The organism is Streptoverticillium reticulum (assembly GCF_047456005.1).
Classification (GTDB): domain Bacteria; phylum Actinomycetota; class Actinomycetes; order Streptomycetales; family Streptomycetaceae; genus Streptomyces; species Streptomyces reticulum.
Window position 1 is genome coordinate 854759 of record NZ_CP179755.1, and the last position, 20049, is coordinate 874807.

Below are 20049 nucleotides of genomic sequence, written 5' to 3' on the forward strand. Positions count from 1 at the left end.
GGCTTCTCCCCCATCCCACGGAGCAACCATGACAGCGCAGTTGACGGACCCCGCCACCTGGACCGGGCCCCGGATCCACGGCGATCTGCCCGGCCCCCGCTCGGCCGAGCTGCTGGCACGCCAGGAGCTGCGGGAGTCCAACGCCCGCACCTACCCGCGCCGGATCCCCATAGCCCTGGCCGAGGCCTCCGGGCCCTGGGTCAGGGACGTGGACGGCAACGTCTTCATCGACTTCCTGGCCGGCGCCGGCGTCCTGTCCCTCGGGCACAGCCACCCGGCCCTGGTGGCGACCGCGGCCCGGCAGCTCGGCAGCCTCGCCCACGGCCTGGACTTCCCCACCCCGGCCAAGGACGCCTTCGTCGAGGCCCAGTTGTCGATGCTGCCGCCGGCCCTCCGCGACCGTATGAAGGTGCACATGTGCGGCCCGACCGGGGCCAACGCGGTCGACGCCGCCGTCAAGTTGTGCAAGACCGCCACCGGCCGCGGCGACGTCGTCTCCTTCCAGGGCGCCTTCCACGGCAGCAGCCACGCCGCCATGGCGCTCACCGGGCTCGTCGCCCAGAAGCAGCCGGTGCCCAACGGCATGCCCGGCACGCATTTCTTCCCGTACTCCTACTGCACCCGCTGCCCGCTGGCCCTGTCGCCCGAGACCTGCGAGACCAACTGCGTGGCGCTGCTGGAGCGTTCGCTGCGCGACGGCAACGGCGGCGTCGCCGCCCCCGCGGCCGTGGTGATGGAGCTCGTCCAGGGCGAGGGCGGGGTCATCCCGGCCCGGCCGGAATTCGTCACCCGGGTCCGGGAGATCACGCGCGAGCTCGGCATCCCGCTCGTCGTCGACGAGGTGCAGACCGGCTGCGGCCGCACCGGCACCTGGTTCGCCTTCGAGCAGTACGGCATCGAGCCCGACGTGATCGTCGCCTCCAAGGCGCTCAGCGGCATCGGCACCCCCGTCGCCATGATCCTCTACGACGAGCGGCTGGACACCTGGGCCCCCGGCGCCCACACCGGCACCTTCCGCGGCAACCAGCTCGCCTTCGCGGCCGGCGCCGAGGCCGTGCGCATCATCCACGACGAGGACGTCCTCGCCAACGTGCGGGCCCGCGGCGCCCAGTTCGCGGACCGGCTCGCCGCGCTGCGCGGCTGCCCGTGGGTGCGGGAGGTGCGCGGCCTCGGGCTGATGTGGGGCGTGGAACTGGCCGCACCCGGCGACGGCCGGCCCGCGTCCGCCCTCGCGGCGGCCGTGCAGCAGCACGCGCTGCGCCGCGGTCTGATCGTCGAACTCGGCGGCCGGGACGACTGCGTGGTGCGGATGCTGCCACCGCTCAACGTCACCGAGGACGTCGTCGACACCGCCTGCACCCTCCTGGTGTCCGCCGTCGAGGAGTGCGCGGCCGCGCACGGTTCCGTCACCGGCCCGGCCGCGGGCCGGTAGCCGCCCCCCCCTGTCGGCCCACCCCACCGAAGGAGACAGGTACCCGTGGCCCTCATCGTTCAGAAGTACGGTGGCTCGTCGGTCGCGGACGCCGGGCGGCTCAAGCTCGTCGCCGAACGCGTCGCCAAGTCCCGCGCCGGCGGGACCGAGGTGGTCGTGGTGGTGTCCGCCATGGGCGACTCCACCGACGACCTGCTCGACCTGGCCGCCCAGGTGGCCCCGCTGCCGCCCGCCAGGGAGACCGACATGCTGCTCAGCGCGGGCGAGCGCATCTCCAGCGCCCTGCTCGCCATGGCCCTGGACGCACTGGGCGTCCCCGCCTGCTCGCTGACCGGCGCACAGGCCGGCATCGCCACCACCGCGGACCACGGCCGGGCCCAGATCACCGGTGTCACGCCGGAGCGCGTGCGGCAGGCGCTGGACGCCGGACTCGTCCCGGTGGTGGCCGGCTTCCAGGGCCGGGCCCACGGCGGCCCGGAGATCACCACACTGGGGCGGGGCGGCTCCGACACCACCGCCGTGGCACTCGCGGCCGCCCTCGACGCGGAGCTGTGCGAGATCTGCACCGACGTCGACGGCGTCTACACGGCCGACCCGCGGATCGTCCCCGACGCCCGCCGGCTGGACCGCATCGGCTACGAGGCGATGCGCCGCCTCGCGGCGGGCGGCGCCCAGGTCCTCGCGGCCGGTTCGGTCGCGTACGCCCAGCGCCACCGCGTGCCGGTGCGGGTGCGCGCCGCGCACGGCCCCGGGCAGGGCACCCTGCTCTGCGAGGACTCCGGGGCGCCCGGCGGCTCCGTCACCGGCGTCACCCACCACCAGGCCGCCCGGATCACCGTCGTCGCACCGCCCGGGCGCGGCGGTGCGGCCGGGCGCATCCTGCACGCGGCCGCCGCGGCCGGGGGCGGGTTCGACATCGAGATGCGGCAACACGGCGCCGGGCCCGGGGAGTTGTCGTTCGTCCTGCACGCGGACCACATCCCCGCCGTCCTCGCCGCCATCGAGGACGCCGGGGCCGAGGCCCCGGACCCGGTCCGGGTGCGCTGCGACGACCGCATCGGCAGCATCTCGGTGATCGGCGCCGCCCCTTCGGCGGGGCCGGGCTCGGTGGCCCGCTGCTGCAGCGTGCTCGCCGATGCCGGCGTGGGCATCGAGGCGGTGACGTACCTGCGGCCGGGGGTGCGGGTACTGTGCCAGGACGACCATCTCTGCGACGCGGTACGGGTGTTGCACTCGGCGTTCGGGCTCAGCGCCCCGGCAGCTGCGGGGGCGTGACGCCGGGCGCGGTGCGCTCCGGTGCCGGGGGCGGGGCCCCGGCACCGGTCACGGACGAGGGCGGGGCGGGGGAGAACAGGCCCCCCACCGCCGCCAGCACCACGAGGCTCCCCGCCGCGCCGAAGGCGCCCCGCACCGACACGTCGGCCAGCATCGGCACCAGCAGCGTCGAGGCCACCGCTCCCGACCGCGCCGCCGTGTGCTCGACGGCCATCAGCCGCAGCCGCTGGGCCGCGGGGAAGCGCGCCAGCCGCGTCCGGAGCGTCACCGTGCCCAGCGGGGCGGCCAGCCCCATCACCAGGGACAGGCCCTCCAGTGCCGAGACCCGTCCCACCAGTCCCATGCCCACGGTCGCCAGCCCCTCGACCGCCCACGCGCAGCAGCACACGACCGGCCAGCCCCCGGGCCGCCAGCTGCCCGCCACGGGGTTGCCGATCAGCGCCCCGACACCGAGCGCGGCGGTCACCAGGCCGTAGGCCCCGGCGCCGGCGCCGAACCGGGTGGCGAGCAGGGCCGGCATCGCCACGCTCGTCGCGGCGGCACAGAACGGCACGAGGCCGTGCACCGCGATCGCCGCGCCGATCCGGGGGTGGGCCCGCAGCAGCGGCCAGGCCCGCACCGAGGGGTCCGGACCGGGCAGGGGCCGGTGCCGGTGCACGGCGGCGCTGCGGCGGCCGAGCCAGCCGAGGGCGGCGGCCGATACCGCGAAGGCCGCGCCGTCGAACGCGAAGAGCTGCAGCTTGGAGACCATCAGGAGGAGCACACCGGCGCCGGCCCGGCCGCTGATGCGGGCGATGCGGCTGGTCAGGTCGAACAGCCCGGTCACCGGCTGCACCCGCTCCGGTCCGGCGAGTCCGGGCAGCAGCGCCTCCAGGTTCGGGTCGAAGAGGGCGCCGAGGATGCCGAGCGCGAACACGCCGACGAGCAGCACGGAGACGCCCCGGCCGTCCGGCGTCCAGACGAAGGGCAGGGCGAGGACCAGGGCGGCCCGCGCGGCGTCCACCCGGGACAGGGCCCGGTAGGACGCACAGCGGGACACCAGCCGGCGGCCCGCCGTGCCGAGCAGGACGTAGGGCAGCGACTCCAGGGTCGCCACGAGCCCCATGAGCGAGGCCGAACCGGTGCTCGCGTAGACGGTCCACATCACCGCGACCGCATAGAGGTGGTCGCCGAGTACGGAGAGGCTCCGGGCCAGCCACAGCACCAGCACGGGCCGCATCCGCAGCAGCCGCACATATTCCATGCGCCCTCCTGACCGAACGGCGCCACGCTAGAGGGCACATGACAGACAAAGCCCGACTCTTCCCGAAACAACACCCGATCGTGGCGAGAGGGGCAAACCCCCCAACCGGCGATCCATGGCCTACGTTTCAGCTCTCCCCGAACTGCTTGGCCGCGCTCCGCGGGCCCGGACACGCTGGTGCACCGGCACCGGCCCACCGAGGAGGACCCTCATGACGACCAAGCTCCGCCGCACCGCCGCCGCCCTCACCGCGGCACTCGCCCTGGGCGCCCTGGGCACCACCACCGCCACCGCATCGGGAGCCGTCCCGGCGCACCCCGCCGCCACGGCCAGGATCATGGCGTCCCCGGCCCCCGACTGCGCCGACAACGGCAACGTCAACCCGTGCTACGAGTACCAGACCTGGTTCTGGACCTTCGACAACTGCAACCAGTACGCCTACAGCCACCCCTACGACCGGAACCGCTACGACCGGCACGTGTGCGCCGTCTTCAGCGGCGGCGCGAACGTCGGCCTGTGGTTCCACAAGGTCCGCGGCTGAGCCCGCACGCACGCGGCAGGGCCGGAAGGCACCACGGGGGGCCTTCCGGCCGTGCGTTCACCCGTTCGCCCGCGCGCGGCCGGCCGGGAGGTCAGCGCACCCAGTCGTAGGCGTCGTCCTCGTACCACCCGGAATCCTGCTCGTTCTCGTCGAGCAGGTCGTTGATCTCATCGGCGCTGAGCTCATCGGGGTCCATGCTGTGCATGATGCCTCCATCGCGGGCGTTCTTCACCCGGGGATCAGCCGTCGGAGTCGGCACTCCCGCCCCATCCCTGTTCCCCCCTCATTCCGCCATGCTGAGCGGAGTGTTCGCGCAGGCGACACGCTGCGCGTCCACACTGCGGCGACAGTCCGTGACATGACATCGCGACATGACACCGAGAGGGCAGGGGAGAAAAGTGGTGAGGATCAGACGTATGCGCTGGTCGGCACTGGCTGCGAGCCTGGTCGTGCTGACATCCGTACCGACCGCGGCAGGCATGACGGCCCCGGCGGCCGCCACCCAAACATCCGTGCAGCACCTGCCGTTGGGCGACCGCGACCTGCCGGAGACCCGCACGGTCACCAAGGTCGCCCCGGGAGTGACCTGGACCAGGATCAAGCGCGGACGCACCGAGGACCCGCGGGAGCACTGGACCGTCGAAGTCGCCCTCCTCCGCGAGGAGCAGGCGGCCCGCGAACTGGCGGGGCGGCTCACCGCCGAGGGCTTCGCCCCCGTCGTCACCCGCGTCGACGACCGCCCCCAGGACCTGCCGTCCCGGCAGCCGTGGGGCTGGCGGGTCCGCGTCGGCAGCCTCGCCGACCAGGACGCGGCCGCCCGGCTGGTGAAGGACCTGCGGACGGCCGGCTTCAAGCCCGCCCGCACCTACTTCACCGGCGAGGACGACCGCGCACACTCCGGCCCCTGGGTGGTCGACGTCCTGCGCGTCTCGGCCGACCAGCGCAAGCGCATCCAGGCCCGGCAGTCCCTGGACCACGTGCCCGGCGGCGAGACCCTCGCCGAGATGGTGCAGCGCACCCACGCCATCGCAGGCATCAACGGCAGCTACGGCTCCGACGAGGAGGACGGCACCTTCGGCGACGTCGCCGGCCTGTCGGTGCTGCACGGCGAGCTGATCAGCGAGGCCGTCCGTGGGCGCAGCGCCCTCGTCCTGCCCTCCGACCAGCACCGGAAGCCCTCGGTGCAGCAGCTCAGCACGACGATGCGACTGCGGGCCGGCGACGGGGCGCAGCGCACCCTCGACGGGCTCAACCGCGCCCCGGGCGTGATCCGCTCCTGCGGCGGCCCGGCGGACGAGGTGCCCACGGCCCGCCCCCGGCACGACTGGCTGTGCACCGACACCGACGACATCATCCAGTACACCGGCTTCTTCGACGGCCCGATCCACAAGGGCGACGGCACCGCCGTGGTGCTCGGGCGCGACGGCAAGGTGCTCGAGGTGCGCGACCACCGGGAGGGGACGGTCCCGCGCGGCGACACCGTGCTCGCCGGCATCGGCAGCGGCGCGCAGTGGCTGCGCGACCACGCCCGCAAGGGCAGCAGGCTGACCGTCACCACGGACATCGTCAACCAGGACCACAAGTCGCTGCCCGACACCGCCGGCCGCGGCGCGGACGTCGTCTCAGGCGGCCCGCAGCTGCTGCGCAACGGACGCATCGTCGTGCCCGCGGACGCCGAGGGCTTCAACTACCCCGAGGATCCCGCCTTCTTCGACTACTTCGCCACCCACCGGCACCCCCGCACCCTCGCCGGGGTCACCGCCGACGGCTCGCTGCTCCTCGTCACCGTCGACGGCCGCCGGCCCGGCTGGAGCGAGGGGGTCTCGTTCAACGAGAGCGCGGCCGTCCTCAAGTCCCTGGGCGCCGTGGACGCCGTCAACCTCGACGGCGGCGGGTCCACGGCCATGGTGGTCAACGGCAGGCTCGTCAACCGGCCTTCGGACAGCACCGGTCCCCGGCAGGTGGCCAACGCCCTCGTCATCCGCTGACCGCGCGGGGGGGCTCACCCGTCCGGCGGAGACGGATCCGGCCACTCCCCCGCGAACCGGCGCGCACCCCGCCCCGCAGCCCCTAGCGTGATCCCGCCGCGCCCGCCGGTGCGGCGTGACGGAGCGACAGGCGAGGGGAAACGGGTATGAAGCGACGGTTCGGCACCCTGGTGACGGTCTGTGTCCTGGCATCGGGGGCGGCGGGCACGGGCACCGCCCAGGCGGCGCCCCGCACCGCCGCCCCGCAGGCGGAGATCTTCGCCACCAGCAACACGGCCGTCATCACCGACCCGGCCGACCCGCGGCTGAAGACGCGGCTGGGCCGGTTCGACCGGGAGGTGCGCGGCACCATCCGCGCCCAGGGCGCCCGTGCCGGCGCCTCCCGGCTGCTGGACGGGGTGTTCTGGTCCTCGGACCTGAAGCAGACGACGTACGAACGCTCGCGCGAGTTCGACGTCAACCGCGTCTCCGCCACCGGGCTGCACCACATCGCCGGGGTGCTGGCCAAGCAGTACCACCAGGAGTCGGTGCTGACGTTCCGGTACCTGCCGCGCACGGCGGCGGGCACGAACGCGGTCGACATCGAGGCGCCGGGCGTCGACTCCCGGCGCCTGCACGACGCCCTGGTGGCGGACCCGGCCGTCCGCGACGAACTCGGCGGCGGCTCCGTCACCCTCGGCGGACGGCTGATCCTCGTCGCCCCGCTCAAGGACCTCGCCCTCGCCCGGACGTTCGTCACCAAGCTCGGTGCCGACTGGAAGAAAGCGCGGGTGCGGTACGGGGCGGAGGAGTTCGTCAGCGCGCCGTAGCGTCCGTCTCCGGCTCGAGCGGGGGCTCCGGCGGCGTCCACGGCACGGGACCGAAGAGGACGGCCCGGGCGACGGACGGGGCGAACAGGGAGGTCGCCGGGGCGCTCAGGGACAGTACGCGGCGGAACGCCGCTCCCACCACCGGGTTGCCGGTGGCCCGCTGCTCCACGCGGTGCAGGTACCAGTCAACGGGGCGGTCGACCGTCCGGGATCCGACGGCGTTGCCGGTCGCACCGGGCATCTTCTTGTCCGCACCCGCCGAGATGTCCCAGGCCGGCCGGGCCGCGGCGAACAGGGCCCGCTGCACGCGGTGCGTCGTCGGCACCCGGCGCGGGTCGGACAGCGCCTCCCGCAGGGCGAGAGCGCTCAGCGCGGCCACCGACATGCCCTGCCCGTACACGGGGTTGAAGGCGCACAGCGCCTCGCCCGTCGCCAGGAACCCCGCCGGGCGCCGGCCCGGCCGGTCGTAACGGCGGCGCAGGTTGGCGGTCTTGCGGAAGCCGTGGACGGGCGAGACGGGTTCCGCCTTGAGCAGCCACTCGTGCAGCACAGGGTGCGGCAGGCGGGCGGCGAATTCCGTGAACCCGGCCTCGTCCGTGGGCGGTTCGCTCCCGCGCATTCCGGAGAGGGTGACGAACCAGCGGTCGTCCTCGATCGGCAAAAGGACGGCCCCGAGGGGCTGGGTGGCATTGGCGACGACGTAGACGCCGCCGAAGGGCGAGTCACCGTCCCGGGACGCGCGGTAGACGGCACTGGCGTAGGCGAGGCCGCTGTCGAGGAGTTCCTCGTGGGGCGGTTCGGCGCCGAGCGCCGCCAGCCATGCGGGGGCGCGGGAGGAACGACCGGAGGCATCCACCACGAGGTCGGCCTCCAGGACCCGCGGCTCCTTCCCGACTACTGCTCCCCGGTCGCGCAGACGGACGCCACGCACCCGGCGGGCGTCCCCGGCCAGGCCCGTCACCTCGACGCCCTCGACGACCTCGATGCGCGGGCCGGACAGAACGCGGCGCCGTACGGCCCAGTCGGTCAACGGCCGCGAGCCGGTCAGGATGTGCGTAGTCGCCGCCGTGCGCCGGTACCAGCGGCCGGCCTGCCACTGGACGATGTCGTCGGGCATGCCCAGACGCGGGACGTCGAGCTCGCGCAACTCGGCGTTGATGCCCGGCAACAGCATCTCCAAGGCATTCTGGCCGCTCTCCAGCATGACGTGGACGTGCCGGTCCTGCGGCACTCCGGACCGCGACGCGGGCTCCTCGGGGAAGCGGTCGCGCTCCACGAGCGTGACCCGGTCCGCGTGCTCGGCGAGCACGTGCGCGGCGAGGAGACCGGCCAGTCCGCCGCCGATGACGACCGCGTGCCGCCGCGGACTGCCGCCGTCCGCCCGCCTGCTGAGGGTCCGTCCGTCCTGTTGCGCGTCGGATTCCGTCACCGTGCCCACCCCATTCGGTCGTTCCGCTCGTCCTGCCGTCGGTCACCGTACCGGCCGTCGGCCGGTGCCGGGCTCCGGGGCCCGTCCGGGGCAAGCCGGGGCGGCGCGGGCCGCGGCATCGCGGGCGACGGGCCCGGAGGCATGTAAGCAGGAACCGTGCACCCTCACCATGCTCCGCCGGTCTTCCGACGGCACCGGCCCCGTGTCTCCGGACTGGTCGCGGTACCACTCGGGCTGATCGCGCTCGTCACGGTGGTCGACCTGCTGACGTCCCCGAACATCCATCTGGGCCCGCTGCTGGTGGCGGCGCCCGCGCTGACGGCGGCCTTCGGCGGACCGGTGCTCACCGCGGTCATCGGCGGGCTGGCCGTGATCGCCCAGATCTTCATCGGGGTGTTCCACGGTGGCCTGTTCTCGTCCAACCACGAGGCGCAGATCCTGGCGCTCATCGTGGTCTCGACCTTCGTGGTGTTCTTCCGCTACGCGTACAACCGTCACGAGCAGGAGCTGGTCCAGGTCCGGGGCGTGGCCGAGGTGGCGCAGAAGGTGCTGCTGCGGCCGCTGCCCGCGCGGATCGGCCCGCTGCGGATCGCCTCGGTGTACGTGGCGGCCGAGGCGGAGGCGCGCATCGGGGGCGACCTCTACGCCACGGTGCGCACCCCGTACGGCAGCCGGATCATGATCGGCGACGTGCGGGGCAAGGGGCTGACGGCGGTCGGTGACGCGGCGCTGCTGCTGGGCGCGTTCCGCGCGGCGGCCCACCGCAACCCCACGCTGCCGACCCTGGTGGCGCACCTGGAGAACACGGTCTACTGGGACACGGTGGAGCCCGCGGACCCGGAGACGGCCGGCGAGAGCTTCATCACCGCCGCCGTGCTGGACGTCCCCGACGAGGAGCCGCTGATCCGGCTCATCAACTGCGGGCATCCGCCGCCGCTGCTGGTGCACCGGGGGCGGGTGACGGAGCTGGCGGTCAGTGACCCCGCCCTGCCGCTGGGCCTGGGCGGCGGCCTGCCCGCGTCGGCCTACGAGGCCGAGGCGTTCCCCTTCGCCGTCAATGACCTCCTGGTGCTGTACACGGACGGGGTGGTCGAGACCCGCGACGCCCGCGGCGTCTTCTATCCCCTCGGCGAACGCGTGGCCGCCTGGGGCGGCACCCAGCCGCAGCACCTCGTGCAGTACATTCACGACGACCTGCTCGCCCATGCCGGCGGGGCGCTGGACGACGACGTGGCGGTGGTCGTGGTCGAGCGCTGCGAGTGAGCCGGGCGCCGGGCCCGCAACAAAGGGCCCGCTCCCGTTAATCGGATGGCGATCATCCGTTGATGATCGTCACGCATGGTCGGTGTCATGACGATGACGATGTCCCCGCGCACCACCGCAGGCACCCTGACCGGCATGCTGTCCCGCAGCGCGGCGGCGCGGCCCGACGCGGTGTTCTGCACCTACCTCCCCGACGCCGTGGGCGGCCGGACGGAGGAGCTCGGCCTCGCGGCGCTGGACCGCCGGGCCCGCCAGGTGGCGGCGCTCCTGCGGACCAGGGTGCGGCGGGGCGACCGGGTGCTGCTGGCGTTCCCCAACGGCCCGGAGTTCGCGGCGGCGTTCTTCGGCTGCCTGTACGCGGGGGTGGTGGCGGTGCCCGTGCCCGCGCCCCGGGGGGTGGCCGGGGCGGCGGTGTACGCGGCGGCCGAGGCGGACTGCCGGCCGGCGCTGGTGTGCACCGTGCCGGGGTGGCTGCCGCTGTTCGCCTCGCGCCCGGGGAGCCGCAGCGGGGCGGTGGTGGCCATCGGGCCGCCGACGGGCCGCCCGGTCGAACCGGTGCCGTCGGAGGCCTCCGACGTCGCCTATGTCCAGTACGCGCCGCGGTCCTTCGGCCCGCCGCGGGGCGTGCCCGTCACGCACGGCGCGGCCCTGGCGGGGCTCTCCGCGTTCACGGCGGAGGCCCGGCTGGGCACGCGGGACCGGCTGGTCGGCTGGCTGCCCGCCCACGACGGCACCGGCCTGACGACACAGGTGCTGCTGCCCCTCTTCACCGGTATGAGCACCTGGGCCCTGCCCTCGGGCACCGTGACCCGCGACCCGCGCCGCTGGCTGACGGCGATGTCGCAGCAGCGCGCCACCACGGGGGTGATACCGCCCGGTGCCCTCGCCCTGCCGCACGGGGCGGACTACGCGCAGCGGTGCGCGCTGCAGCTCGGCCGGTGGCGGCTGGTGCTGGCGCCGGAGCAGGGGGTGGACGCGGAGCGGCTCGACGCCTTCGTCTCGGCGTACGCGGTGGCGGGCTTCTGGCCCGACGCCATGGTCCGGGTGCCGGCCCCGAGGCCCTCGCGGCCCGTCGCGCAGCGGTCCTGAACGGCCGTCACCGGCGGTGTGCACGGACCCGGCCCGGAGGGGCCGGGGTCAGTGGTGTGTGTGCGCGGACGAAGTCGAGGAAGCTCTCGTGGTCGCGTGCGTGGCGGACCGGCGCGCGGAATCCGGCGAACGCCGTGGTGCCGTCGAGTCCCAGCAGGGTGTAGGCCGGTGCGGCCAGCCGGTAGGAGCGCGACGGGTCCAGGGGCCTGCCGTCGAGGAGGACGTCCCCGGGGGCGACGCGGTCTCCGGCCGGGCCTGCGGCGTCGTAGGCGTACTGCACGTTGCGGGACACGGCCAGCGGGGCGAAGTGCAGGTGTCCGTCGGCGAGGTACCACTGGTCCTCCAGGGCCCGGTGGATCTGCCGTCCGGTGACGGTGACGGTGAGGACCGGGTCGCCGTAGCCCACGGCGTTCCAGGCGGCGGCGAACACCATGGTGCCGGACGCGCCGTCGTGGACCAGGTCGCCGGCGAGGATGCAGGGGCCGGTGCGCGGGGCGGTGACGACGATGCCGAGGTCCGCGGGGCCGGCGGGGTGGACGTTGCCGTCGTCGAACGGGCCGAGGGGGCGGCTGCCGGCCCAACGGGCCCAGTCCGCGGCCAGGTTGCCCAGGGTGCTCTCCCCGTCCGCGGTGCGCTGCCGGGTGAAGGAGCCGGTCTGGCGGCCGACCGGCGTGCGGGCCCGGGCGGCTGCTCGCCCGGCCCAGTATGCGGTGATCCGCTGCATGCCGGGGTCGGGGGCGATGTCGCGCGTGTTGGGGTGGTTGACGGAGGTGGTCAGTTCCCTGACGACCCGTCCGGTGCCGGGGTCGAGCCGGAGGACGATCTCGTTGACGACCTGTCCGTGGCAGCCCGCTTCGACGAAGGGCCGGGGGACGCCGTCCGGGTCGGGGACGAACAGGGTGAAGCGGTGGTGCCAGTGGCCGGTGACGACGGCGTCGACGGCGGGCGAGACCTGCCGCGCGAGTTCGTAGGCGGGTCCGGAGGGAGGCGTTCCGGTGGTGAAGTCGGGCCCGGCGTAGGCCCCGTCGTGCACGCTGAGGACCAGGGCGCGGACGCCGCGGGAGGTGAGTTCGGCGGCGCAGCGGTCGGCGGTGTCGAGCGGGTCCAGGGTGGTGAGGGCAGGCTGGTAGGAGCAGGGGAAGGATGCGGTGCCGGGGACCGTGAGGTGGATGAAGCCGACGGGGAGCCTGCGCCCGTTCCCGGCGTCCACCCACTCGACGTTGTAGGGCGGCAGGACGGTGCGTCCGGTCGCGGACCACACCACGTTGGCGCTGTAGTAGCGGAAGTCCGCGCCGTGGAAGGGCCGTCCGGTGGAGTCGGGGAAGGCGTCGTCCCGGCCCGCCTCGGGGTAGGGCTCGCCGTGTTCCATGTGCCGGGTGAGAAAGGCCGGGGAGCGGTCGAACTCGTGGTTCCCGGCGGTGGAGAAGCGCAGGCCGAGCCGGTTGAGCACCTCGATCGTCGGCTCGTCGGCAAAGGCCGCCGCATCGAACTCCCAGCCGGAGAAGAGGTCTCCGGTGGCGAAGAGGACCGAGTTGCGGCGCCCCCTGCGCAGCCGCTCCAGGTGCGCGGCCAGGTAAGCGACCCCGCCCACGGTGTACTGCGCTCCCCCGGCCCCGGTGATGACGGCGTCGGAGCCGGGAGCCGCCTGCAGATAGCCGTGCAGATCGGTGACGTTGAGCAGCTGCACCTCGACGGTGTCGCGGGCCGCGGCCCGGACCGGACGGGGTGCCGCGGCCGACGCCACGGCGGCGGCACCGGCCGTCAAGAGGCTTCGTCGCCGCAGGGGTTCGCGCATCATGGCCCCAGCGTGCGGGGCGGGTCCGGTGGTTCGTCCCATTGGGCCGACGGACGGCATGTCCGCCGGCCGTGGGTGCCGGTCACATCATGCTGCCCCGCAAGGGGGTTACTTCAGCGCGCTGCGCTTCTGCCACTGGTCCCAGGACTCCTGCCAGACCTCGAGGCCGTTGCCGACGTCGGTCTTCTCCGTGTTCGTGGTGTTCTTGACCTCGACGGTGGAGCCGATCGACAGGAAGTCGTAGACCTTCTTGGCGTCTTCGGTGGTCATGCCGAAGCAGCCGTGACTGTTGTTCTCCACTCCGATGGACTTGTTCCAGGGCGCGGAGTGCAGGAAGGTGCCGGAAGCGGTCATGTGGGTCACCCACTTCGAGGGCAACGACCACTGGTCGCCGTAGCCGATCGTCGAGGATTCCATGACCTCGTCCGATGCCTTGCTGCGCACGGTGTGGATGCCGCCGCGGGTGGGCGCCTCGGGGGAGCCGGCCGAGCCCATGACGCTGCCGACCTCCTTGCCGTCCTCGTACATGGTCAGGCTGTGGCTGGGCACGTCGATGACCGCCTTGCGGTCCTTGCCTATCGAGAAGCCGTAGTTGTAGTCGCGGGCGAACCAGCCGCCCTCCCCCGAGTCGATGCCGGCCAGCGAGCCCTTGACGGTCACCTTGGTCCCGGCGGGCCAGGGGCTCTTGGGCCGCCAGTCGATGCGGTCCTTGCCGGAGTAGTCGGTGACCCAGCCCCAGGCGCCCTCCACCGGCACCGAGGTGCCGACCTTCAGAGCCTTCTCGACCTCGGCACGCTTGTCCTTGTCGACCTTGTGGTCGAAGAGGATCGAGACGGGCATGCCGGTGCCCACCGTCTCCCCGTCGGCCGGGGTGTTGGTCAGCTTGTTGACCTTCTCGGCCTGCTGCGTGGTGAACTTCGAGGTCGTCGAGGACTCCCGGCCCTTGTCCGACTTCGCCGTGGTGTGCACGGTGTAGGTGGCCTGCGGCCTGACCTTCCCCTGCGAGGTCCACGAGGACCCGTCGTCCGCCAGCTGCCCGGCGACGTTCTGCCCCTTGTCGTCCTTCACGTCCACCGCAGTGAGCCTGCCGCCGTCGGCCTTGACGGAGATGGGCGAGCCGAGCGCGGCCGCCTTGCCGTCGGCGGACGGGGTGACGGTGACCTTGGCCTCGGGGCCGGCATCCGCCTTGGCACCGCCCGAACACGCGGTCAGCGCCAGGGAGCCCAGAAGAGCGGGTATCAACAGGACGGGGCGACGGCCCGATCCGATGCGCACGTGTGCGACCTCCATAGCTGCAAGAAATCCGTGGCGGGCCCTGCCCTGTCACCGGAACAGACGGGTTGTGCTCCCCCCACCACCCGTACAGATGATCCACATGCGTCTGCGGTTCCTGGAGTGAAGAAATTTGTCCGACTAGAACCGCTTGTGGCCTGGTTCAGTCTGCGCCGGTCGTCGCGCGGGGCGCCATGACGGGAATCACGCGCCGGATCGGCACTTTGCGCAACCCTACGAGCGCGTAGAGTTTCCGATTCGGGTTACTCCCCAGCCACTTCGGGAACTGGGACCCCATGGTGCAAATCGGCTACACGATGATGTCCGAACAGGCGGGTCCCCGGGAGCTGGTCGAGCACGTGGTGGGTGCCGAGCGGGCGGGCTTCGACTTCTCGGTCGTCTCCGACCACTACGTCCCGTGGCTGGCCGCCCAGGGCCACGCGCCCAACGCCTGGGCCGTCCTGGGCGCCGCGGCGCAGGCCACGTCCCGCATCCCGCTGATGTCGTTCGTCACGTGCCCGACCACCCGCTACCACCCGGCCGTGGTCGCCCAGCAGGCCGCCACCGTCCAGCTGCTGTCCGAGGGCCGGTTCCGGCTGGGGCTCGGGTCCGGCGAGAACCTCAACGAGCACGTCGTCGGCTGGGGCTGGCCCGCGATCGACGTGCGCCAGGAGCGGCTGCAGGAGGCGGTGCAGATCATCCGGGCCCTGTTCGCGGGCGGGACGGTCAACCACCACGGCGCCCACTTCGACGTCGAACACGCGAGGCTGTGGGACCTGCCCTCCCCTCCCCCGCCCATCGGCATCGCGGCCTCGGGCGAACGCTCCTGCCGGATCGCGGGCGGGCTGGCCGACCTGCTCATCGCCACCGAGCCCGACAAGGATCTGGTGGAGGCCTTCGACCGGTTCGGCGGGGCGGGCAAGCCCCGCATCGGGCAGCTCGCCGTCTGCTACGACCCGGACCGCGACGCGGCCATCGAGCGGGCCCACGCACAGTTCCGCTGGGCCGGTCTCGGCTGGCGGGTCCTGGCCGAGCTGCCGCACGAGCTCTCCTTCGCCGCCGCGTCCCGGTTCGTCACCAAGGACGACGTCGCCCGGATGTTCCCCTGCGGTTCCCGGGTCGAGGACTTCGTGGCGGCCGTACGGCCGTTCGTCGAGGCGGGGTTCACCGAGGTCGCCCTGGTGCAGATCGGCGGCGACCACCAGACCGGCTACCTGCGCTGGGCCGCCGAGGAGTTGCTGCCCGCCCTGCGCGGCCTCTGACCGCGGAATTCGGTTGCCCGCGGGCCGTCCCGGTGCTGCAGTGTGCGAATGGATCGAGACGAATTGCTGGCGCTGTTCGACCGCCAGATGCGCCGGAACGCCCGCCCCGACGGCCCGGGGGCCCGGATCGAGCAGGCCGACGGGGTGGTGCGGCAGGTGTGCGCGGCCGAGCACGGCTGGCACGGCATCCTGTGGTCCGGCCTCGACGATGCGACGGCGGACGGGGTGGTCAGGGCCCAGGTGGCGCATTTCACCGCCCTGGGCCGCGAGTTCGAGTGGAAGTTGTACTCCCACGACCGGCCCGCGGACCTCGCCGGCCGGCTGCGCGCGGCCGGCTTCGTGCCCGAGCCCGCGGAGACCCTGATGGTCGCCCCGGTCTCCGCCCTGTCGCTCGACGCCGGGCCGCCGGAGGGCGTCCGGCTGCAGCCGGTGACCGACGCGGCGGGCGTGGACCTCATCACGGAGGTCCACGAACAGGCCTTCGGCACACCGGGCAACCGCCTCAGGGAAAGGCTCCTGGAGCAGCTCGCGCAGGATCCGGACCGGATCGTCGCGGTCCTCGCCCTGGCCGGCGACCGGCCGGTGAGTTCGGCCCGCATGGAGTTCTGCCCGGGAACGGACTTCGCCGGGCTGTGGGGCGGGGGGACGGTGTCGGAGTGGCGCGGGCGGGGCATCTACCGGGCGCTCATCGCTCACCGCGCGCGCATCGCGGGCGAGCGCGGCGTGCGCTACCTGCAGGTGGACGCGTCCGACCAGAGCCGTCCGATCCTCGAACGGCTGGGGTTCACGGCGCTGAGCGTGACCACTCCGTGGGTGTTCAGCGCCCCGTAGGGGCGCGGGGAACTGCGCGATCAGCCACGACGCGCCCGCAGTCAACGTCCCCGGGGCTCCGCCCCGGACCCCTGGGGCAGTGCGTCGACTGCAGGCCGGTGTGGGCCGGTCGCGCAGTTCCCCGCGCCCCTTACGGGGCGCCCGGCGTCGTGGCGCACGTGATGTCCGTGCCCACCGGGTAGATCCCGTCCTTCTTGGCCTGTCCGCCCTGGTACTCGTAGTACAGGTAGGAGTAGAGCTCGATCCGTCTGCTCGGGCCGCAGGCCGAGTCGGCGGCGATCTGGTAGGTCAGTTTGACCGTGCGGCTGGCCCCGGGGACGACGGGCACGTTGTAACGCACCACACCGTTCTGGTTGCCGACGTCGCACTGGACCGCGTCGCCGGAGCAGGACTTGAAGGCGTACTTCAGCCCCGGGTCCTGCGAGGTGTTCCACGTCGGCTGGATCGACTGGTACACGAACTGGGTGTTCGTGGCCTGGTCGTTGGTGAAGGTCATGGTGATGGTGACCGTCGAACCCGGCGTCGCGGACGCCTTGTCGGCGGCGATGGCCATGGCCGGGGCCGGGGCCGCCGAGGCGGGCTGGGCCAGACCGGCGCCGAGGGCGGTGGCGAGGACTGCGGACAGGCCGAAACGTCTGAGCCGTGTGGTGTTCATGGCGGTGGAGCGTAGGAAGACACGTACGGTCTGACAGCACCGCCCGATCAGGACCGGCCAGGGGACAGGGCGGACAAGTGGCACGCGGCGCTGGTGCGGGGCAGGACAGCATGAGGGACGTACGTACGACTTGACCGGAATATGCCACCGGGCCACGGCGGCCTGCCGTTCGTGCAGGCGGCGGGCGGCCGGACGGGTGGCCGACCGCGACCCGCCCGCGGCAGCGTTGCCACACCCGGCACCGCACCGGACCATGCGGGCATGGCTCAGTGCGAAGTGTGCGGCAACGAATACGCGATGGCCTTCACCGTGGAGGCCCAGGGCGCGGTCCATGTGTTTGATTCATTTGAGTGCGCCATCCACCGCATGGCTCCCATCTGCGAGCACTGCGAGGTCAAGATCGCCGGGCACGGCGTGGAAACGGACGGGCACTTCTACTGCGGAGCCCACTGCGCGCGCACGGCAGGCGCCAAGGGGCTCGTCGACCACGTGTGACCGGCAGGGTCAGAGCAGTTCCCGGATGATCCGCTCGGCCGCCTCGTCCTCGGCGGCGTGCGGTGACAGCTCGCTGAGCGTGTCCAGGTCCCGGTCCTCGCGGAGCTCGGCCTCCCAGGCGGCGGCCAGCTTCGCCTGCTGCTCCGCGGGCTGCTGCTCGACCTTCTGCCGGTTCGCGGGGCTCAGCGCCGCGAGGAAACGCTGCACTTCGTCGGTCGGCATGTCGTCGGTCGGCATGAAACGGCTCCCTCGGGTGATCGGCGGCCTGCGCTCCACTTCTACCGCGGACGGTGCCGGGGCGCATCGCGAGGGCGTCAGACCCGCACCGCCTCGCACCGCTTCCGGAGCGCCCGGTTGAGGGCATCGAAGTCCTCGGTCGTCCGAGCGACGGCCTTGGCGAGGGCGGGGACCAGCACCCCGGTGAACCTCTCGTCCTGGACCACCCGGGTGCCGCCGCCGTCCAGGTCGGTGAGGACGAACCGGTGCAGCCCGTCGAAGAGGCCGGGCAGCACGAGCCGCCCCATCCAGGACAGCTCCCGCTGCGGGACGGCGGTGCGTATCCGCGGCCGGAAGGTCACCGGTCGGCCGCGGGCGGGGAACGTCCGCAGCCGCAGCCGCGCCCCGGGGGCGACCTCGCCGGACGCCTCCCGGATGAAGGGGTTCCAGTCGGAGTAGTGCGGCAGGTCGGTCAGCACCTCCCAGACCCGGGCCGGGGTCGCGGCTATGTCGACCACCGTCGCGATCTGACGCATCGGCTTCTCCTCGCTCCCGGACCGGCCGGCACCGGATGCGGACACGGCCGTTCCGGCACAGGATAGGACGCAAACGGACACATCAGCAGCCCGAGGAGGCGACGGTGGCCCACGGACAGCAGGTGCGGGCGCGCCGGGTCTACGAGGATCCCGAACGCGGCGACGGCACCCGGGTGCTCGTCGACCGCATCTGGCCGCGCGGGCTGAGCAAGGAGAAGGCCGCCCTGGACGAATGGTGCAAGGCCGTGGCCCCGTCCACCGCGCTGCGCCAGTGGTACGGCCACGACCCGGAGAAGTTCGCGGAGTTCGGCCGCCGCTACCGGGCCGAACTGCGCGACGCGGAGCACACCGAAGCCCTGCGGCACCTGCGGGAGCTGGCCGGGAAGCGGACGCTGACGCTGCTGACCGCCACCAGGGACTGCGAGATCAGCGCCGCCGCGGTGCTGACGGACGTCCTGGGCTGCTAGGGCGTGGCCGGCGCCCCGTCAGGGGCGCGGGGAACTGCGCGACCGACCACGACACGCCCGCAGCCGAAGCTCCCGGGGCTTCGCCCCGGACCCCAGAGGCAGTGCGCCGGCTGCGGGCCGGCGGTGGCTGGTCGCGCAGTTCCCCGCGCCCCTTCGGGGCACGAAGATCCTCAGGCCGACGCGCCCGGCGCCGGGTCGAAGTCGCGCATCCGGCGCAGGGGCGAGCAGAGCAGGACCAGCGGGGCCAGCGCCAGGGCGGCCGCGCAGATCCACATCGTCTGCCGGACGCCGGCGAACTGCCCGAGCGCACCGGCCATGAGCCCGCTCAGCGGGAGGACGCCCCACACCAGGAACCGCATCGTGGCGGTCATCCGGCCCAACAGCCCCGGCGGGCAGACGGTCTGACGGTACGTCACCTGACAGATGTTGTAGACGGTGACGCCCGCCGACTGCACGATCGAGCCCAGGACGAACAGCCCGATGCGCCAGTCCTTCTCCGCCAGCGGGAGCAGCAGCCCGAAGGGGGCCGTCACCAGCAGCGACAGCCAGGTCAGCCGGGCGGCTCCCACGGCCTTGGAGAGCCGCTCGGTGAGGACCGCGCCGGCCATGGCGCCGAGGGTGGACATGGTGATGACCCAGCCGACCGCGGCGGGCGGGAGGCCGACCGTGCGGGTCAGGAAGAGGACGTTGATCGCGAAGATCGCGCTCAGGAAGAGGTTGACGGCCGCGGTGTTGAGGGCGATGAGGCGCAGGATGCGGTGGCCGAGGACGAAGGACAGGCCCTCGCGGATGTCCTTCAGCAGGTCGCCGCGCACGGCGGGGGCGGGCCGTTCCTCGCGGGCCCGGATGCTGCCGAGGAAGACCACCGACGCCAGCGAGGTGACGGCCTGGCTCGCGATCGTCCCCGCCGCGCCGAAGGCCTGGACGAGGAAGCCCGCGATGCCGGGTCCGCCGAACTCGGCGGCCGAACGGACGGTCTCCAGCTTGGAGTTGCCGCTGATGAGCGAGTCCGTGCCGACCAGCGTGGGCAGATAGCTCTGGTCGGCGACGTCGCCGAACAGCCGGGCGCAGCCCAGCAGCAGCGCCGTGGTGTAGAGCAGGGCCATGGAGTGCAGGTCGAGCAGGTAGGCGACCGGCACGGCGGTGAGGAGGACGACCCGCAGCAGGTCGGCCGCGATCATGACGTTGCGGCGGCGCATCCGGTCGACCCAGGCGCCCGCGGGCAGCCCGAGGACGAGGAACGCGGCCTGTTCCGCGGCGGACAGCAGGCCGACCTGGAGCGCGGAGGCGTGCAGGGTGAGCACCGCCATCAGCGGGAGCGCGACGTAGGTGATGCTGCCGCCGAGCTCGTTGCAGATGTGGGTGGACATGAACAGCCGGAAGTCGCGGCGGCGTTGGCGCTGCAGCGCGGCGGTCTCGGGGGCGGCGGAGGCAGTGGGGACGGACACCTG

The 20049-nt window shown here is 73.3% G+C and carries 19 protein-coding genes; 11 read left to right on the forward strand and 8 right to left on the reverse strand.

Going from position 1 to position 20049, the window contains the following annotated elements; genetic code table 11:
• Positions 1-28: 28 nt before the first annotated feature.
• Positions 29-1432 (forward strand): aspartate aminotransferase family protein, encoded by a 1404-nt coding sequence (locus ACMATS_RS03835; RefSeq protein ID WP_414166877.1) that lies wholly within the window; start codon positions 29-31, stop codon positions 1430-1432.
• 45 nt (positions 1433-1477) lie between these two features.
• The gene (locus ACMATS_RS03840) at positions 1478-2707 is read left to right on the forward strand and encodes an aspartate kinase (RefSeq protein WP_391149621.1); all 1230 of its coding nucleotides are present in this window, start codon (positions 1478-1480) and stop codon (positions 2705-2707) included.
• Here ACMATS_RS03840 and ACMATS_RS03845 read toward each other — a convergent pair.
• Positions 2679-3950, reverse strand: coding sequence for an MFS transporter (locus tag ACMATS_RS03845; RefSeq protein WP_414166878.1), 1272 nt, complete (start codon positions 3948-3950; stop codon positions 2679-2681). The genes ACMATS_RS03840 and ACMATS_RS03845 overlap by 29 nt on opposite strands.
• Before the next feature lie 211 nt (positions 3951-4161).
• Here ACMATS_RS03845 and ACMATS_RS03850 point away from each other — a divergent pair, with 211 nt between their 5' ends.
• The 3 genes from ACMATS_RS03850 to ACMATS_RS03860 all read left to right on the forward strand — a co-directional run bounded on the left by ACMATS_RS03850 (position 4162) and on the right by ACMATS_RS03860 (position 7288).
• Entirely contained in the window at positions 4162-4491 is a 330-nt protein-coding gene (locus ACMATS_RS03850) for a hypothetical protein (RefSeq protein WP_390778850.1), read from the forward strand.
• Positions 4492-4892: 401 nt separating this feature from the next.
• Positions 4893-6479, forward strand: coding sequence for a phosphodiester glycosidase family protein (locus tag ACMATS_RS03855; protein ID WP_414166879.1), 1587 nt, complete (start codon positions 4893-4895; stop codon positions 6477-6479).
• Positions 6480-6625: 146 nt separating this feature from the next.
• The gene (locus ACMATS_RS03860; RefSeq protein ID WP_414166880.1) at positions 6626-7288 is read left to right on the forward strand and encodes a hypothetical protein; all 663 of its coding nucleotides are present in this window, start codon (positions 6626-6628) and stop codon (positions 7286-7288) included.
• Here ACMATS_RS03860 and ACMATS_RS03865 read toward each other — a convergent pair.
• Positions 7275-8717 (reverse strand): NAD(P)/FAD-dependent oxidoreductase, encoded by a 1443-nt coding sequence (locus ACMATS_RS03865; protein ID WP_414166881.1) that lies wholly within the window; start codon positions 8715-8717, stop codon positions 7275-7277. The genes ACMATS_RS03860 and ACMATS_RS03865 overlap by 14 nt on opposite strands.
• Positions 8718-8873: 156 nt before the next feature.
• Between ACMATS_RS03865 and ACMATS_RS03870 the strand changes: the two genes are divergently transcribed.
• Positions 8874-9980 (forward strand): PP2C family protein-serine/threonine phosphatase, encoded by a 1107-nt coding sequence (locus ACMATS_RS03870; protein WP_414166882.1) that lies wholly within the window; start codon positions 8874-8876, stop codon positions 9978-9980.
• 87 nt (positions 9981-10067) lie between these two features.
• Entirely contained in the window at positions 10068-11069 is a 1002-nt protein-coding gene (locus tag ACMATS_RS03875) for an AMP-binding protein (RefSeq protein ID WP_414166883.1), read from the forward strand.
• A gap of 7 nt (positions 11070-11076) precedes the next feature.
• On the opposite strand, the gene ACMATS_RS03880 is transcribed toward ACMATS_RS03875, so the two are convergent.
• The gene (locus tag ACMATS_RS03880; protein WP_414170651.1) at positions 11077-12864 is read right to left on the reverse strand and encodes a bifunctional metallophosphatase/5'-nucleotidase; all 1788 of its coding nucleotides are present in this window, start codon (positions 12862-12864) and stop codon (positions 11077-11079) included.
• Positions 12865-12972: 108 nt separating this feature from the next.
• Positions 12973-14139 carry an Ig-like domain-containing protein gene (locus tag ACMATS_RS03885; protein ID WP_414166884.1) on the reverse strand — a complete coding sequence of 389 codons (1167 nt, stop codon included), beginning with the start codon at positions 14137-14139 and terminating at the stop codon, positions 12973-12975.
• 293 nt (positions 14140-14432) lie between these two features.
• Here ACMATS_RS03885 and ACMATS_RS03890 point away from each other — a divergent pair, with 293 nt between their 5' ends.
• Both ACMATS_RS03890 and ACMATS_RS03895 read left to right on the forward strand, forming a co-directional pair.
• On the forward strand, positions 14433-15398 hold the full coding sequence (locus tag ACMATS_RS03890) for a TIGR03557 family F420-dependent LLM class oxidoreductase (protein ID WP_390778843.1): 966 nt from the start codon (positions 14433-14435) through the stop codon (positions 15396-15398).
• Between the two features lie 48 nt (positions 15399-15446).
• Positions 15447-16229 (forward strand): GNAT family N-acetyltransferase, encoded by a 783-nt coding sequence (locus ACMATS_RS03895; RefSeq protein WP_414166885.1) that lies wholly within the window; start codon positions 15447-15449, stop codon positions 16227-16229.
• A 130-nt stretch (positions 16230-16359) separates the two neighbouring features.
• Here ACMATS_RS03895 and ACMATS_RS03900 read toward each other — a convergent pair whose 3' ends face one another.
• Positions 16360-16884, reverse strand: coding sequence for a hypothetical protein (locus tag ACMATS_RS03900; RefSeq protein ID WP_414166886.1), 525 nt, complete (start codon positions 16882-16884; stop codon positions 16360-16362).
• A 261-nt stretch (positions 16885-17145) separates the two neighbouring features.
• Here ACMATS_RS03900 and ACMATS_RS03905 point away from each other — a divergent pair, with 261 nt between their 5' ends.
• The gene (locus ACMATS_RS03905; protein ID WP_390778840.1) at positions 17146-17379 is read left to right on the forward strand and encodes a hypothetical protein; all 234 of its coding nucleotides are present in this window, start codon (positions 17146-17148) and stop codon (positions 17377-17379) included.
• A gap of 9 nt (positions 17380-17388) precedes the next feature.
• On the opposite strand, the gene ACMATS_RS03910 is transcribed toward ACMATS_RS03905, so the two are convergent.
• Together ACMATS_RS03910 and ACMATS_RS03915 are read right to left on the reverse strand one after the other, a co-directional pair.
• Positions 17389-17616: a hypothetical protein gene (locus ACMATS_RS03910; protein ID WP_390778839.1), complete on the reverse strand. Its 228-nt coding sequence runs from the start codon at positions 17614-17616 to the stop codon at positions 17389-17391.
• A 77-nt stretch (positions 17617-17693) separates the two neighbouring features.
• Positions 17694-18131 (reverse strand): SRPBCC family protein, encoded by a 438-nt coding sequence (locus tag ACMATS_RS03915; protein WP_391149595.1) that lies wholly within the window; start codon positions 18129-18131, stop codon positions 17694-17696.
• Between the two features lie 104 nt (positions 18132-18235).
• On the opposite strand from ACMATS_RS03915, the gene ACMATS_RS03920 reads away from it, so the two are divergent.
• Positions 18236-18598 (forward strand): DUF488 domain-containing protein, encoded by a 363-nt coding sequence (locus ACMATS_RS03920; protein ID WP_414166887.1) that lies wholly within the window; start codon positions 18236-18238, stop codon positions 18596-18598.
• A gap of 170 nt (positions 18599-18768) precedes the next feature.
• Here the strand turns inward: ACMATS_RS03920 and ACMATS_RS03925 are convergent, their stop codons facing one another.
• A complete protein-coding gene (locus ACMATS_RS03925) occupies positions 18769-20046 on the reverse strand; it encodes an MFS transporter (protein WP_414166888.1) in 1278 nt (425 codons plus the stop codon).
• Between the last annotated feature and the right edge of the window lie 3 nt (positions 20047-20049).